This is a genomic window from Mesorhizobium waimense (assembly GCF_003601975.1).
GTDB classification, from domain to species: Bacteria; Pseudomonadota; Alphaproteobacteria; order Rhizobiales; family Rhizobiaceae; genus Mesorhizobium; species Mesorhizobium waimense.
Genome location: NZ_QZWZ01000028.1, coordinates 24961 through 39825, shown reverse-complemented (window position 1 = coordinate 39825; position 14865 = coordinate 24961). Strand labels below are relative to the sequence as shown.

Sequence of the window (14865 nt, the reverse complement as noted above, 5' to 3'; positions counted from 1 at the left end):
CGCGGCTCCGGATCGCCATCTCAACCCCGCATCCGGGCGCCGGTTGGATCGAAACGCGCACCCTCTGTGATCTTGGCAGGCAGATGCTTTCCGTTGATTTCGATCTCAACCCTGGCATCCGCCTCGAATGCGTGCCGACGGATAAAGCCGAGCGCGAGGCTCTCGCCGACGCAATAGCCATAGGCACCGGAGGTCACGTAGCCGACATATTCCCCATCGCGAAAGATCGCTTCGCCTCCAGAGCAGTCGGCATCGCCGGCATCGACGACCAGGGTGACGAAGTGCTCCGACGCACCTTGCTCGCGATGCCTGCGCGCGGCTTCCTCACCAATGAACCCACTGCGCTTCCAGTCGACGAAACGGTCCATGCCTGTTTCCATGACCGTATAGTCGGGAGCGAGATCGAGCCCCCAGCTTTTGAAGGCTTTTTCGATGCGCAAGCTGGCCAGCGCTCTGTTGCCGGCGGGCACCAGGCCGAGATCGGCGCCGGCACGGAGCAGCGCTTCGTAAAGGCCGGCCTGATACATGGCAGGTGCATAGATTTCGTAGCCGAGTTCGCCGGAGAACGAGACCCGCAGCACGATAGCGTCGGTCGCGCCTTCAAGTTCCAAGCGCTTGACCCGCAGGAACGGAAAGGCCGCGTTCGATACGTCCTCTTGCGTCACCTTGGCCAGGATCTTGCGGGCATTGGGTCCGGCGAGCATCATACCGGCCCAGGTGTCCGATTGGTTTTCGATCACGGCATCTGGCTGTGCGTGCTCGGAGAACCAGCGCATATGCTGACCCTGCATCGTTCCTGCACCGAGCAGGAGAAAACTTTCGTCGTCGAGCCTCGACACAGTCAGATCGCCGATCACGCGGCCCTTCTTGGAAAGCATCGGCGACAGCGCAACCACGCCGGGTTTTCGGGGAATTCGTCCCCCGAGAACCCGGCTCAGCCACGCTTGGGCAGCAGCTCCGGAAATGCGGTATTTGGCAAATGTCGATATCTCGAAGAGCCCGGCGGCGGTCCGCACCGCCCGGCACTCCTCGCCGACCGTGTTCCACCAGTTCTGGCGGGCATAGCCGAAGATGTCGCGCTTTTCGTCGCCAGGCCGTGCAAACCACAGCGGTTGTTCCCAGCCATTGTTGAACCCGAATACCGCCCCCTTCGCTTTCTGCGCGGCATAGGCAGGGAACGTCCGGACCGGACGGCCAGCGGCGCATTCAAGATGCGGATAGGGACGCTCCTGGCGGTTCTCGTAGTAGTATTTGGTCCGCTCGAAGGTGAAGCGCTTGCCGGCCCAGCGCCCGAAGCGGGCAACGTCCCAGAAGTTCACATCCATCTCCGGCTCGCCCTCGACGATCCATTCCGAAATCACCTTGCCGATGCCGGCGCCCTGGTTCAGGCCGCTCATGACGCCGCAGGCGCAGAAATAGTTCTTCAGCTCCGGATGCGGCCCGAGCAGGGGCCCAAGATCTGGTGAGAAGATCATTGGCCCGTTGATGACGCGCTTGATGCCGGCCTCGCCGAGGCATGGCATGCGGTCCATCGCCACTTCGAAATTGTGATCCATCCGCGACAGGTCGTTGGGCAGGAGCTCGTGGCCGAAATCGAGCGGCGTGCCGTTGGACGACCAGTGGTGGCAGGTGGTCTCATAGGCGCCGAGCAGAATGCCCTTGCCCTCCTGCCGCGAATAATAGCCGGCCTCGCTCTCGCCGATCGTCGGCAGTTCGTGGTCCATCGCCTCGATCTCGGGGATCGCTTCGGTGATCAGGTAATGATGTTCCACCGGCAGCAGCGGCAACTTGATGCCGGCCAGCACGCCGACCTCGCGCGCCCACAGGCCGGCGGCATTGACGACGACATCGGCATGGATGGTGCCGCCCGGCGTCTCGACATCCCACCCGCCATCGGCGCGCGGCGTCGTCGCGATCACCGGTGTGTGGCGGTGGATTTTGGCGCCGAGTTTGCGGGCCGCGGCAGCGAAAGCATTGGTCGCCGAGGATGGATCGACATGGCCCTTGATCGGCTCCCACAGCACCGCCTTAAGGCTCTTCGTATCAAGGACCGGCGCACGATCTTTTGCCTCCTCGAAGGTGATCCATTCGGCCTCGACACCGTTGCGGCGGGCCCGCGCACGAGCGATGGCAAGCGTCGTCACCTCGTCGTCGGACGCCGCCAGATGCATGCCGCCGGTTGGATGGTAGCCGACGGGCTGTCCGCTTTCCCGCTCGATTTCCGGATAGAGGTTGATTGTATAGACCTGCAGCCGCTGGGCGTTGGACGGCCTGGTCAGCGAAAACAAATTGCCGGCCGCATGCCAGGTCGAGCCGGAGGTGAGTTCCGAACGCTCCAGCAGCACCACATCCTTCCAGCCCTTTTTGGCAAGATGATAGAGGATGGCGCAGCCAGTTATCCCACCGCCGATCACCACCACGCGGGCATGTGTATCCATTCCGTCAGAAATCCATCTGTTTGGTTTTCAAAGAGCGCGGGGAAGGAAGCACTTAGCGCAGGGCTTCGAGCTCGATCTTGCGCCGCGCGACATAGTCCTCGAGTTCTTCGATCACCGCTGGGTCGATGGCGGGCGCCTCATACTCGTTGACCATCTGCTTCCAGATGCCGTTGGCGCGGCGGGCGGCGTCGGGACTGCCCTTGTCCTGCCAGTTCTCGAAGTTCGACCAGTCGGAAACCAGCGGCTTGTAGAAGGCGTTCTCGTAGCGGGCGAGCGTATGCGCGGTGCCGAAGAAGTGGCCGCCAGGACCGACCTCCTTGATCGCGTCGAGACCTATCGTGTCGTCATTGACGGTGAGCGGCGTCATCCAGGCGCACATCATGCGCACCATCTCGATGTCGAGAATGAATTTCTCGTAGGAGCCAACAAGGCCGCCCTCCAGCCACCCGGCGCCATGGTTGAAGACACTGGCATGGCCGGTCAGAGCACCCCACAGTGACATCATGGATTCGTAGGCCGCCTGCGCGTCCGGTGCATTCGACGCGTTCACATTGGACGAGCGCCACGGCAGGCCATAACGGCGCGCCATCTGGCCGGTGGCCTGCGCGCCAAGGGTGAATTCGGGCGTGCCGAAGGCCGGCGATCCGGTTTTCATGTCGGCGTTGCAGATGAAGCCGCCATAGATGTAGGGGCAGCCTGGACGGATGATCTGGGTCAGCGCGCAGCAGGCCAGTGTCTCGGCATTCTGCATCACCAGCGCGCCAGCCACCGTGGCAGGCGCCATCGCACCGGCAAGACCGAAAGGCGTCACGCAGACGACCTGTCCGAGTCGCGCATATTCGATGACGCCCTGCGCGATCTCGCCATCCAGCACCAGCGGCGTGTTGGTGTTGGTGTTGACGAAGAACACCGGATTGGCGGCAAGGCTTTCCTCGTCCTCGCCGTACCAGATCTTGGCCATCTCGATGGCATCGCGGGCACGGTGGCGACCGATGGTCAGCGGCTTCCACGGCTTGTCCGAAAGCTTGCAGCAGGCCAGGTAGAAATCGAGGTAACGGGTGTCCGCCGGCAGATCCTGGGCCTCGACGCTGGTGCCGCCCTCGATCTGCAGCACATCCGTCATATGCGTCATCTTCAGGAAGTTTTCCTGATCGCGAAATGTGCCAGCGCGACGACCGTGATCCAAATCGGAAACGAAGGGCGGGCCACTGACCGCGGTGAAGGCGACGCGGCCTTCGCCCATGAACAGCTTCTTGTGCGGATCGCGACCACGCACTGTTGCAATCGACGGCGCCTTGGCGACGAGTTCAAGCAAGCCTTCACGGTCGAAATGCACACGTTCGGTCGGATGGTCGACGGTAAAGCCGGCGCCAGCAAAAAGCTTGCGCGCCTCTTCGTCCTGGATGCGCATGCCAACGTCTTCAAGCACGGTCATCGAGGCGTCGTGAATCCGCTCGATCTGGCACTCATCCAGAACGGAGATCGGCGCATGCGGGTTGCGCAGCTGCAGCCACTCCTTGGAGAATTCCAGTCTGCCGTCGCGCACCCTGCGCACTCTGGCCGTTGCTCGCATGCCCGCCCCACAAAGGTTCGATCGTCGTTGAAGAGTTGATGGGCTTTGCGCATGCAGGGCAATTGAAAACCCTTCACCTGATGATGAGTCGATTTCGCCGATGCGACCGTGGTACAGCAGGACGCTCAGTGCTTTTCAGCCGCAGGATGGCCGGTCCGCGATAAATCTCCAGTAGGGATAGCGGACCTTCAAAATTGGCGCGTGAAACTTCATCTCATGGCGCGATGCAGTCGCTACTAGCTCAAGTCGAGCGTTCGGCTTTCCGGGGGCGCTGCAGAAAGGGATTACGTCGGAGATGAGATCGCGAGTTGAACGACCGCTCCAGCCAAAATGCTTCCCGAAAGCGGACTGACCGCCTTCGGCCCAAGGCTGCCCGTCATCAATGCGCCATAACAGGACCCCGGAAGCGGACATGGGTGGCCCAACCTTACGCCGGCTCCTCGCTCATTCAGGTAAGAAGGCCGGCTAATCCCATTCATTCTCCATGTCCGAATTGGAAAAACAAGAAGCAATAAGTTGGTTTTCGCTGCAGAGAGGATGGAGCTCCCTCTTAGGTATTTGAGTGCTGTGCTTGATTGAGTGACATCGGGCTCAGGTCCTGCTCGGGTGGCGCGCACTTGACTTTGACGCCGACGATATCGTCCCAGCCCTTGGTTATGGTCGCCCTTGCCTTTTCCTGCTCCTCAAGGGTCGGAAATACCGGCTCATCGGGTTCGGCGCTCAATGGACTATCCCGGCCGGCGCTTGGACCGTTTCGGTCGTAAAGAAGGCCTGCAATCCTCGTTGGGCGACAGTGACTCCCGAACCACATGAGCTGCACCTCGTCCGAGCCGAGATACTCCATCCAGAGGCGGGCAGCATTTGGATGGGGAGCAAAGGCGCTGATTGCTTGCGCGTACATGCCCGCAAGGACACCGGTCCTCGGCCTAACAACCTCGATTGCCGTTGTCCCCTTGAGCCTATCGCGATCGGCCAACGCCAGGTGATCCCAGCGGAGGATGATGGGGGTACGTCCGTCAACCAGCGATTTTGCATCACCGACTTCAGGCACGAAATTGCCCTTCCGAACAAGATCGGCGAAGAAAGACAAACCATGCTCGGCGGCTTTTTCAGAAGTGCCATTTGCCGCTGACAGTCCGGCGGCGAAAACACTCATGATTGCCTGATTTGACGCCAGATCGCCCGCGAGGGCGACGGAATTTCTATACTCCGGCGCAGCAAGTTCTGCCCAATCCAGGGGAATCTTCCGAATGAGATTCGCGTTGACCTCGAAGGCGAGCACCCCGTAGTAGCTGCAAGACCAGTAGCCTTGCGCATCCTTGGCATTTTCTGGCACCGCCTGCGAACTTTGAGCCCGGTATGGCATCAACAGACCGTCCTGCTTGGCCGAAGCCGCGAAGGCCATCCCTACGTCAATAAAGTCAGGCATAGCGGGTCCCATTCTGGACCGGGCGGCCTTCAACGCTTCAATTTGTTTATCGGATCCTATGTAGGGCTGCACCTCATGGACGGTGAGACCGTATTTCGCTTTAAACCCATCGATGACGGCACCGTAGTTACACCAGTCGCGTGGCAGTCCAATGACAGTGAGCTGGCCTTCAGCCTGGGCAGCTGCAACCAAGCTGTCAACTTCCCCTTGAGACGTCACCGCGGCGGAATTGTCGGCGGCAATCGCCTTCGCGACGACGCTTATGGCAGCTCCAGATGCAACAGCAGCGAAGCAAAAACCACGTCGGGATATCACGATGGAGCTCCCTTTTTTTCGGGCACGCCTTAGTAGAGTGAACTCGGCCCTGGCGGCGCTGGTTCAGGGCAGCGGGTTCGGCTTGTCACTTAGCGTGCGCAAGTACGCAATTAGGTCGACCCGTTCGACCTCGTCCGAGACACCAGGCACTTCCATGGCCACGCCCGGCGTGGTGGCCATCGGCTCAAGCAAGAATTTGTTCAGGTCCTCATACGTCCACACACCTTCCCAGCCCAGCAAGACGTCAGAGTAATGTATGGTGGCCAGAGAGGCCTTATCGCGGCCAACGATGCTCCACAAGTTCGCTCCCGTTCGGTTCCCTCCCTGTGGATCGGCACCGTGGCAGTGGTCACACATGCGGACGAAGGAGGTTCGGCCCTTCTCCACATCGGCAGATGCCAGCTTCATCGAGATCGGGGCTGGAGTTGGCAAGATGACGCCGTGCGACATCAGATAGTTGGCAACTTCGCGTTGTGTCGAACGTGTAGCCAGATGGATTGGTGTCTTGCCGTCCTCTGCCCTCGCATTCACGTCCGCGCCGGCCTCGACCAGTGCCTTCACGCAGTCGAGACAAGCGAGACTGATGGCGAGATGAAGGGCGAGTTGGCCGCCACCTTCGGAATTTGGATTTGCGCCCCCGTCCAGTAATAGGTTTAAGAGATCGATCTTGTCGTTGCCCATAGCCGCCATCAGTGGGAGACCCAAGGCCGTCGGAGTGTTGGCGTCGGCACCACGTTCTATGAGCAGCTTTGCTGCTTGGACATGGCCCATGAAGACCGCAAGATAGAGTGGCGTCGCGGCTCCATCGCTCTCATTTACATCTGCGCCCGCATCGAGCGCCGCCGCGATAACCGCGACATCGCCCTGCATGGCGGCATCGTGGATGGCGGCGGCATGCGATACAATCGGAATGTGCAGAAGCAGGAATAAAGTCGGGAGCAGAACACGCATTCGACACCCCTCAGTCAAACGTGGAGGACGCGGCATGCTTCAGGTAGGGGAAGAGGCTACTACGAACGCCTTGCCGTGTAAAATCAATCGTCCTCGGCTTTGACCTCCAGCAACCCGGTCTCCAACGGGATGATCGCGCTTCGCGTGGGCCGAAATTTCAAGATGCTGACTGTCGGCAAGCCGAGGCTATGGAAACCGACATCGCGATATTGGCGCTTATCATCGAGCGTCGGATTTCTCATCATTTCCGCAGGAACCGGCTTCCGGTCCGACCCGCCAAATGCCGGATGCCTCTTGAATGGCTGGTTTCGGGTCGCTTCCAGTTAGGCAGAAAGGTCGTGATTGGGGTCGGTTGCTGAACAGGCGCTTATCGCAAATTCCAGCCGAGACCTGACAGTCAAGTATCGGCCCCAAGGCTGGCGGTCAGCAATGCGCCCAATGTCGGCCATAGAAGTCAGCTTGTGCATCGCCTAAGAGCGGACGTTCACATCGGATCCAGAATGGCCGAGTTTGCTCCTAACCCTTAGTGGACAGCCGGCCTCTGAATGTTCGAACTAACTCGTTTGCCATACGGCAGCAGCTCGCTGCTCTCAATGGAAAATATCTAGATCACCGGGCGCCCTGCAATAGGGCGGCCGTGCCATCGAAAATTTTCTGGGCACAAGAGCGTTCGTTACGTTGCCGAACGTGTCCTGGCGAGCGCCGCATTCGACAGAGCTTCCCTCTGGCCGGAGCGGACCACGGCGGGATCATAGGTCTTGCGGGCGAAGACCTCGCGCACCAGCGGCGCGAAGAAATCGAGTGGGCGCGTCGAGTAGTCCGGATCGAAGCTCGACTGGTCCCACTTTTCGCAGAACTCGGCGCAGTCGTCGAAATAGGCGGCTCCCTTGAACGCGTGCCGCTTGTGCGGGTTCGCGCCGACATGCTCGCCATAATAGACCAGCTGGAAGTCGCCATGCTTCTCCACCACCCAGGCACATTGCTCCCGCACGAATGGACGCAGGATGGCGGCGGCATATTCGTCGTGGTTGTATGGGGCGTAGATGTCGCCGATGTCGTGCAGCAGAGCCGATACCACCCAGTCGACGTCTGCACCGGCATTCCAGGCGCGCGTAGCAGCCTGCAGCGAGTGACCGAGCCGGGTCACCTTGTAGCCCGACAGGGATTTGTCGAGTTCGACCATCGCAGTCAGCAGCCGGTCGGCGGTGCCGGCGGCATATTCGGTTTCGTGTTCGGTCAGGAAGGCATAATCCTCGCGGTCGCCATCCTTCATCTGGGTGAACTTCACGGTGTCCATTGTCGAAACTCCAATTGCTGCTTGCGGCGGTCAGCGGCCCATTTCGAGATAGATGTCGTCGCCGTCGACATGCACGGGGAAGGTGCGCGCCTTCAGCTTTTCGTCGACAAGGCATTTGCCGGACCGGATGTCGAACTCCCATCCATGCCAGGCGCAGCGGATGATCTCGCCGGCGCGCTCGTAGACGAACTCTGTCTTGTCTGTTTGCCTGGTGGTGCCGGAAATCGGCCCTTCGCAAAGCTGTCCCGCCCGATGCGGGCAGACGTTGAGCAGGGCGGCATAGCCATCCTCGAGCTGGAAGATGCCGACGCTGAGGCGGCCGTAAGGAACGATCCTCGGCTTGCCGACCGCGACGTCCGCGGTCTTGCAAGCGAAGGTCAGCGCGGGGGCGGCGGCAGTGGCGGTCATCAGGCGACCCTCGCGGTGGCCGCCGGAGCCTCGATGCGCTTGTAGACCTCGAGCGCATTCAGTCCCATCACCTTCTCGCGCCACGCTGGCGGGATGTGCAGATTGGTCGGCGCGTCGAAGTCCCAGTGCGGATAGTCGGAGGCGAAGAGCAGCGTGTTCTGCCCGTCCATGTGCTCCAGCGTCTCCCAGAGGTGCTTGACGTTCTGCGGCTGCTCGAGCGGCTGGGTGCTGAAGCGGATGTTGCGCCGGCAATATTCCGACGGCAGCATCTTCAGCCACGGCGTCTCCTTGCGCAACGCCTTGAAGTTGGCGTCGAGCCGCCACATCAGCGAGGGTACCCACGACACGCCGCATTCGATGACCACGAAGTAGAGCTCCGGATATTTCTCGAAGACGCCGTTGGAAATCATGCTGACCACATGGGTCATGGCCGGCTGGCTGAGCAGCGCGTGCGTTTCCCAGTAGTAGGTGGTCGGTCCGCTGGCGACGGCATTGTGGTTGACGCCGCCCTGGCCGCCGAAATGGATGGCGAAGGGCAGGCCTACCTCTGCGCAGGCCTCGTAGATCGGATGGTAGAAAGGATCGCCATAGGGGCGCTGCGAGCCGTGGCTTGCCAGAACCTGGACGATGTCCTTGTGGCCGCCGAGCCGCCGAATCTCGGCTGCCGCGCCATGCGGGTCGGTCGGCGAAATGATGATAGATCCCTTGAAGCGACGGTCTTTCGGTAGCCACCACTCGATCATGTAGTCGTTGTAGGCTTTCACCAGTGCGTTGGCGTAGTGGTAGTTGGCCAGCGTCGAGGCTTCCAGCGGCTCATCGGCGGTGAGGATCGCCACGTCGATACCGTAGAGATCGAGGTGCTTCTCCTTCATGATCAGGTAGTTGTCTTCCTCGGTCTGCGGGCGGATATCGTGCCGCGAAAAGCCCTCCGGATGCAGCCAGGGGCGGTGGCCGTGAGGAAAGCTTCCCGTCGGGCCGGGTTTTTCGCCGCGCACCAGGAAATCGCGCCAGTAGGGTTCGAGATAGGGGAGCAGCACCTCGGCGCTGGACCAGTAATTGTGAACGTCGGTGTCGACGATGAACATGGATGCTTTGCCTGCCATGGGTGGGATGGATGAAGCAACCGTGCGCTTCGACCGCTGGACCGGCAACACAGCGAGGGGCGAGATGTTAATCGAAGAATCCGATTACCCGTTGCAGAGCACGGCGAAAAAGCGATAGCCGTTGCGGCAATTGTCCCACTGGATGGCCGATATGCAGATCGAACTGCTGGATACGTTCCTGGACCTGATCGAAACCCGCAATTTCAACAGGACGGCGGAGCGGCTGGGCATTACTCAGTCGACCGTTTCCAGCCGCATCCGCACGCTCGAGACGCTCCTGGACAAGCAGCTCTTCATCCGCGGCAAGAGCGGCACCGAACCAACGGTCGCCGGCTTGCGCTTCGAGGAGCATGCGCGCGCCGTCAGGCTGCGCTGGCTCGACGCCCGCCGCGAAATCCAGTCGGTCGGCAAGTTCGACCGGCTGATCCGCATCGGCATCCAGTTCGAACTTTACGAACGCGTGCTGGAAGGATGGCTGGAATGGGTGCGGGCGACGATGCCGAAACTGGCGATCTATGTCGAGATCGACTACTCCAACCAGATGATCCTCGATCTGACTACCGGCAGCCTCGATCTGGCGGTGCTCTATTCGCCGCAATACCTGCCGGACATGCATTACGAGCAGATCGCCGAGGAGAATTTCGTCATGGTTTCGACGCAGGGCCTTGCCTTCGGCGAGGTCACGCCGGCAGGCTACATCCGTGCCAACTATTCGGCCTTCTTCGACCGCGCCCACAAGCAGATGCTGCCGGAACTGGAAAACAGCCCGGTCTCGACCGGAAACGGCGGCGCTGTCACCTACCTGCTGCGAAGCCGGGGCGGAACCGCTTTCGTCACCGAGACGGTGGCGACGAAACTGCGGCAGGAAGGCGTGGCGCAGCTCGTTGCCGATGCGCCGAAGATATCACATCCCATCTATTCGGCCGTGCATGTCAGGAACCATCATTCCCACACCCACGTTCGCCTGCTCAAGGCGCTCAAACTGATGACGTCGTAAGAAGCCAGAACCCTGAAGAGACTCTAAAGGTCGATGGTGACGTCGCCCATTGGGGTGCTGCAGCAGGCGAGGATGAAACCGTCCTGGCGCTCCATGTCCGACAGGCCGCCCATATCGTTCAAGTCAACTTCGCCCGCGATCAGCCTGACCTTGCAGGTGCCGCACACGCCCATCCGGCACGATGTGTCGATGTAGACACCCTCGGCTTCGGCCAGGTCCAGGATCGTGGAGTTGTCGCCGGCTTCGCAGCGGACGCCGGAGCGCTCGAAGGCGACGGTGGCCTTCGCACCTGTGGACATCGTCTTCGCGGTCGCCGGCGCGACGTCAAAGGCTTCCTCGAAGATCCGGCCGGACGGAACCCCGAGTTCGACCAGGTGACGGCGCATCGCCTCCATGAAGCCGGCAGGTCCGCACAGGAAGACCGTCCGTGCCGTCGCGTCCGGAACTAGCCGCGCCAGTCGCGCCATGTCCAGCCGGCCGATGACACGTGGATTGGGAGAGCTCGATGCTTGGCTGCACACCGTTTCCACCCGCAGTTCTGGCATGCGGTCGCACAGCATGTGAAGTTCGTGGGCGAAAAGGATATCATCCGGCGTGCGTGCGCATTGGATGAACGCGACGTCCAGGCCCTTGCCGTCATCGTACAACGCTCTGATCATTGACATTAGCGGCGTGATGCCGCTGCCGGCACATAGGAACAATGCCTTCTCGACGGCGCGGCCTTCCAGCGTGAAGTCGCCGGCAGCGTCGCTGATCTCGACAGCGCTGCCTTCGCCGAAATGATCATGCAGGATGCGCGTCGCCCTGCCATCCGCCGCAGCCTTGATTGTTAAGGCGATGCGGTCCGGGCGGGTTGGCGGGGAGGCGATGGTGAACACTCGGGCGTAGGGCTGGCCACCCCAGGAGAAGCGTATCGTGACGAACTGCCCGGCTAGGAAATCGAACCCTTGCCCGTCGGCCCTCTTAAACACCAGTGTGACGACGTCGCCGGTTTCTTGGATGCGGTCTGTGCAGAGGCAAGGATGCAAGCGGCGGGCTGGCGATCCTGTGTCGATGAGAGCGATATTGGCGTCCATGCGGCCTGACCTCGAAGGAACGGAATATCGACCCGCCCTAGCAGATCAAGCGATCTCGTCCTTGCGCCTTATTGATCGCCAAAAGCGTTCAGGCCGCTTCCGACTGAAGCGTCTTTGCTTCGATATTATGTCAACGCCAAGCATCGTCTCGGAGAATTTGGTGAGCAGTTTCCTCGCCGGCAAATGTCATCGACGCGATGCCTGCGGCAACCAGCGTTTGCCGCCAAGACGGGTATCGCTGTCGCGCGTCGCAGGTCGAGCGATTGTTCGACAAACAACTGAACACCACTCCCTTGCGGCATTGCCTGTCGCTTCGATTGCGAAAGGCCACGCAGATCCTCGATATGATAAGCATGCCAGCGGTAGATGTGGCCTTCGCGGCGGCATGGTCTCGTCGTCACATTGTGCAAGAAGCTTCAAGCATCAGTTTCGGATACCTCCGAGCTGGACGCGAACGGCACTCTTGAATTCGCACGCAGCTCAACGGGATAGCGGTCAGCGAGGTGCCCAGATTGCGAGCGGGCGGAGATCCCAAACATCATCTTTTTGAACCGAACGACTGCTCTATGATCCATCCGACTGGAAGCGGCCTGACCGGTTTCGGCCCCATTTCGGCCGTCTCGGAGAACGTCCACGAAGACCGGGTATCCTTCACCGAGAAGAGTTTCGCCGACAGCTTGAGCGCTGCCCTCGTGGGCAACGGTCAGTTCGCCACTGCTGTCCACTTCGCCTGAAACTGCTGTAATTTGCGGTATTTTACACACGTCATCGTCGATTGGCATCTGCGCGGTCAGCAGAAAGCCGATGTCCGTTGCTTACGTGAGAAATTGCCCGACTCTCAGTCGCGGCGACCTACCTTCCATCTAGCAGCCTGTAATATATAGATAATTTGGCGCACCCGACAGGATTCGAACCTGTGACCTCTGCCTTCGGAGGGCAGGTGCTCTATATCGTCTAATCCTTGCCGCTCAGCAGGTCAGAAAGTATGCGCCTGCTCGCAAGTGCAGGCCAAATACCGGTTTGACCCTTCGTCTCTTTGGATCGCGACCGTCCGGCTTGGAGCATCCGACGTGAGATGGCCTCTTGCTGATGGCGCAGGTGATCGCTCAGCAGCTTGTTGCGTGTGATGTAGCCTGCATTAACGCCCGGGATCGAGTGGTTCATCAGAAGGTGAACGTCCAACTCCGCAACGCCCGCGGCTTGCGCGATTGTGCGGAACGTCTGCCGTAGATCATTTCCCCATTTCGACAGATCGCTGCGCTTTTCCTTGTGCTCGATGATGTGACCGCTTTCGCTCTCGGCCGGGAACAGCCACTCGCGAGACTGCTCTGCGTAGAGAGCCCGACCAATGCGCATCACCCGAACCAGACCGCGGATCATGGCGTTCGAAAGGGGGACGTCGAACGCTTTGACCTCACCGCCCTTTGGCTTGGGTATGTGCAGGACGCGCGCGCGAAAGTCGACATGTTCGACCCGCGCCTTCCTGATCGCTTCAGGGCGATGGCCTGAGAGCAACATGAACAAATGCAACTCCCGTCGAACAGGATTCTTCAAGGCAGCGAGTTGGGTGAACCATGCCTCGAGATCCGAAAGCCCCAGCGCAGTGTTGCGCCGATGTTCGGCATTCCAGTCTATGGCTGAGACCGGGTTGTCCGCAGGCAGTGTGCGGGCGACTTTGCGAGCATGGTTGTAGACGGCACGCAGCGTTCGCATGCAGCCATTGGCGATGTAGGCGCCGTTCTCGTTGGTAAGTTTCTCGTGGCGCACGGTTACGAGAGAAGGATCGTTGCCGAGCTTGGAAAGCGGCTCGTCAAGCCAATCGGCCAACAGCCGCTCGATGTGATCACGATAGTTGTTGATCGTTCCATCGCTTCGGCCTTTGTTCTTCATATGCCCGTCACGGTAGCGCTCCCAGGCCATGCGCAGCATGGGGTTCGAAATCGATGGCAAATCAACCGCTGCAGCATCGCCGTCGGGCTTGCGAGCCGACGCGCGAGGGTCAACGCCGTTGGCGATCTTGCCGAGAATATCCTTCGCCTTCGCCCGCGCTGCCCGCGTTGTGAGTTCTCCAACTTCGGCAACCTTCATGCGGACGGAAAGACGCTTTCCTGCCTTCCGTCGCTCACCCTGGACAACAAATGTCTTTCGCCGTTTGCCCACAAGCACCATGAAGCCCGGAAGATCGGTGTCCCGAGCGAAATATTGGCCCGAGGACGCCGGCTCGAGGCTTGCGATGGCGCGGTCGGTGAGGGCGAGGCGAAGGTCTGTCATGACAATTAGTACGGCATTAGTACGGCGATTGCGTGATGTTCGATCTGTTGGTTCGTCTACGCCACGATAGCCTCGCTGCACGAAAACATAAACAACTTTAATGCATTAGAACCGTCGCAATCGTACAACGACGTGCATTGGGAAACAACAGGAAACGGCGTCTTACAAATTCCTAATCTGTAGGTCACAGGTTCGATTCCTGTCGGGATCACCAGCAAAATCAATAACTTAGGTTATATTGGCTGTTGATTTCATGTTGCATCGTGTTGCAACTGATTTCCCTTTAATTTCAATGGCTGTCATCGGGTAACGGCAAATCCATGCGACATGAATGCAACATGGCGATGGTTACGCGGGTCAGGCCAAAGCCGCGGTCGAGCATCAGATGAAAGGTTGGCAACGCGGTGCCGTCTTTCCGTTGACGCGAACGCGCCATCCGGTGGATAGCGGAAAGGAACATCAGGTGCCTATATGTTGCGCTTCTTGGCGAATGGTCGGCTTCTCGGCTTCCGACACACCCACTAATTTGACGGTTGCAAATTCTATAAGGCCGTCAGCTTCAGAAGCTAGGCGTGTCGGTGCGAAAGGCGAGGGGCTACTTGTGCGGTGCGAGAGAGCGCGCTGTCCTCCGAAGGCAGTTTATTGGGGAACGAGCGATGCGGCGGTCTCAATCGCCGGCCTGTTCGTCCTCGGCTTCGGAATCTCGCTCTTCTTTCCGCTCGTCTCCGGTCAGGCGATCGGTGCGACCCTCGTCGCCCAGCACGACAGGGCGAGTGCCCGGACGGCGCTCGCTGGGGGCGTCGCGATCCTGACCATGCCGGGGTTGCTGGGCGAACTTGCCGGTCGCGTCGGGCTGCACAACGCCCACTTGCTGGTGCCGACGCTCATCGTTGCTATGCTGGCCGCTTTCCTGGTCGGTCGGGAGCTGGAGCGCCGACATCCATTCGCGCACCTAGATCAGTAGTCCGGCGCGCCCTTTCGAACTCCGTCCCGATCAAGGCTGCGCA

General features: G+C 60.2%; 13 protein-coding genes. 3 read left to right on the top strand and 10 right to left on the bottom strand.

What is annotated here, in order from left to right; genetic code table 11:
- Nucleotides 1-20 precede the first annotated feature (20 nt).
- The 7 genes from D3227_RS27610 to D3227_RS27580 form a co-directional block, all read right to left on the bottom strand.
- Nucleotides 21-2438: an FAD-dependent oxidoreductase gene (locus D3227_RS27610; protein WP_120017424.1), complete on the bottom strand. Its 2418-nt coding sequence runs from the start codon at nucleotides 2436-2438 to the stop codon at nucleotides 21-23.
- Nucleotides 2439-2490: 52 nt separating this feature from the next.
- Entirely contained in the window at nucleotides 2491-4011 is a 1521-nt protein-coding gene (locus D3227_RS27605; protein ID WP_120017423.1) for a trimethylamine methyltransferase family protein, read from the bottom strand.
- 550 nt (nucleotides 4012-4561) lie between these two features.
- Nucleotides 4562-5752, bottom strand: coding sequence for an ABC transporter substrate-binding protein (locus D3227_RS27600; RefSeq protein ID WP_120017461.1), 1191 nt, complete (start codon nucleotides 5750-5752; stop codon nucleotides 4562-4564).
- A 66-nt stretch (nucleotides 5753-5818) separates the two neighbouring features.
- Complete coding sequence (locus tag D3227_RS27595) at nucleotides 5819-6706, bottom strand: ankyrin repeat domain-containing protein (protein WP_120017422.1); 888 nt, start codon at nucleotides 6704-6706, stop codon at nucleotides 5819-5821.
- Between the two features lie 673 nt (nucleotides 6707-7379).
- Nucleotides 7380-8003: an HD domain-containing protein gene (locus tag D3227_RS27590; RefSeq protein WP_120017421.1), complete on the bottom strand. Its 624-nt coding sequence runs from the start codon at nucleotides 8001-8003 to the stop codon at nucleotides 7380-7382.
- A 30-nt stretch (nucleotides 8004-8033) separates the two neighbouring features.
- Nucleotides 8034-8411: a Rieske (2Fe-2S) protein gene (locus D3227_RS27585; RefSeq protein ID WP_120017420.1), complete on the bottom strand. Its 378-nt coding sequence runs from the start codon at nucleotides 8409-8411 to the stop codon at nucleotides 8034-8036.
- Nucleotides 8411-9496, bottom strand: a complete 1086-nt coding sequence (locus tag D3227_RS27580) for an amidohydrolase family protein (RefSeq protein ID WP_120017419.1) — start codon at nucleotides 9494-9496, stop codon at nucleotides 8411-8413. The genes D3227_RS27585 and D3227_RS27580 overlap by 1 nt, the downstream gene beginning before the upstream one ends.
- Between D3227_RS27580 and D3227_RS41810 the strand changes: the two genes are divergently transcribed.
- Both D3227_RS41810 and D3227_RS27575 read left to right on the top strand, forming a co-directional pair.
- Nucleotides 9489-9632 (top strand): hypothetical protein, encoded by a 144-nt coding sequence (locus D3227_RS41810; protein WP_167480875.1) that lies wholly within the window; start codon nucleotides 9489-9491, stop codon nucleotides 9630-9632. The genes D3227_RS27580 and D3227_RS41810 overlap by 8 nt on opposite strands.
- Before the next feature lie 33 nt (nucleotides 9633-9665).
- The gene (locus tag D3227_RS27575; protein WP_120017460.1) at nucleotides 9666-10511 is read left to right on the top strand and encodes a LysR family transcriptional regulator; all 846 of its coding nucleotides are present in this window, start codon (nucleotides 9666-9668) and stop codon (nucleotides 10509-10511) included.
- A 23-nt stretch (nucleotides 10512-10534) separates the two neighbouring features.
- Here the strand turns inward: D3227_RS27575 and D3227_RS27570 are convergent, their stop codons facing one another.
- Nucleotides 10535-11587 carry an FAD-binding oxidoreductase gene (locus D3227_RS27570; protein ID WP_120017418.1) on the bottom strand — a complete coding sequence of 351 codons (1053 nt, stop codon included), beginning with the start codon at nucleotides 11585-11587 and terminating at the stop codon, nucleotides 10535-10537.
- A 566-nt stretch (nucleotides 11588-12153) separates the two neighbouring features.
- On the opposite strand from D3227_RS27570, the gene D3227_RS41805 reads away from it, so the two are divergent.
- The gene (locus tag D3227_RS41805) at nucleotides 12154-12321 is read left to right on the top strand and encodes a hypothetical protein (protein WP_167480874.1); all 168 of its coding nucleotides are present in this window, start codon (nucleotides 12154-12156) and stop codon (nucleotides 12319-12321) included.
- Between the two features lie 220 nt (nucleotides 12322-12541).
- On the opposite strand, the gene D3227_RS27565 is transcribed toward D3227_RS41805, so the two are convergent.
- Both D3227_RS27565 and D3227_RS42270 read right to left on the bottom strand, forming a co-directional pair.
- Nucleotides 12542-13858, bottom strand: coding sequence for a tyrosine-type recombinase/integrase (locus D3227_RS27565; RefSeq protein ID WP_120017417.1), 1317 nt, complete (start codon nucleotides 13856-13858; stop codon nucleotides 12542-12544).
- A 667-nt stretch (nucleotides 13859-14525) separates the two neighbouring features.
- Nucleotides 14526-14798, bottom strand: a complete 273-nt coding sequence (locus tag D3227_RS42270) for a hypothetical protein (protein ID WP_208646447.1) — start codon at nucleotides 14796-14798, stop codon at nucleotides 14526-14528.
- Nucleotides 14799-14865: the final 67 nt, after the last annotated feature.

Coding starts and splice junctions, on each gene's coding strand:
- D3227_RS27565 (WP_120017417.1), bottom strand. CDS start 13,858: ATGACAGACCTTCGCCTCGCCCTCACCGACCGCGCCATCGCAAGCCTC.
- D3227_RS27570 (WP_120017418.1), bottom strand. CDS start 11,587: ATGGACGCCAATATCGCTCTCATCGACACAGGATCGCCAGCCCGCCGC.
- D3227_RS27575 (WP_120017460.1), top strand. CDS start 9,666: ATGCAGATCGAACTGCTGGATACGTTCCTGGACCTGATCGAAACCCGC.
- D3227_RS27605 (WP_120017423.1), bottom strand. CDS start 4,011: ATGCGAGCAACGGCCAGAGTGCGCAGGGTGCGCGACGGCAGACTGGAA.
- D3227_RS41810 (WP_167480875.1), top strand. CDS start 9,489: ATGAACATGGATGCTTTGCCTGCCATGGGTGGGATGGATGAAGCAACC.
- D3227_RS27595 (WP_120017422.1), bottom strand. CDS start 6,706: ATGCGTGTTCTGCTCCCGACTTTATTCCTGCTTCTGCACATTCCGATT.
- D3227_RS27585 (WP_120017420.1), bottom strand. CDS start 8,411: ATGACCGCCACTGCCGCCGCCCCCGCGCTGACCTTCGCTTGCAAGACC.
- D3227_RS41805 (WP_167480874.1), top strand. CDS start 12,154: ATGATCCATCCGACTGGAAGCGGCCTGACCGGTTTCGGCCCCATTTCG.
- D3227_RS27610 (WP_120017424.1), bottom strand. CDS start 2,438: ATGGATACACATGCCCGCGTGGTGGTGATCGGCGGTGGGATAACTGGC.
- D3227_RS27580 (WP_120017419.1), bottom strand. CDS start 9,496: ATGTTCATCGTCGACACCGACGTTCACAATTACTGGTCCAGCGCCGAG.
- D3227_RS42270 (WP_208646447.1), bottom strand. CDS start 14,798: ATGTCGGCGCTCCAGCTCCCGACCGACCAGGAAAGCGGCCAGCATAGC.
- D3227_RS27590 (WP_120017421.1), bottom strand. CDS start 8,003: ATGGACACCGTGAAGTTCACCCAGATGAAGGATGGCGACCGCGAGGAT.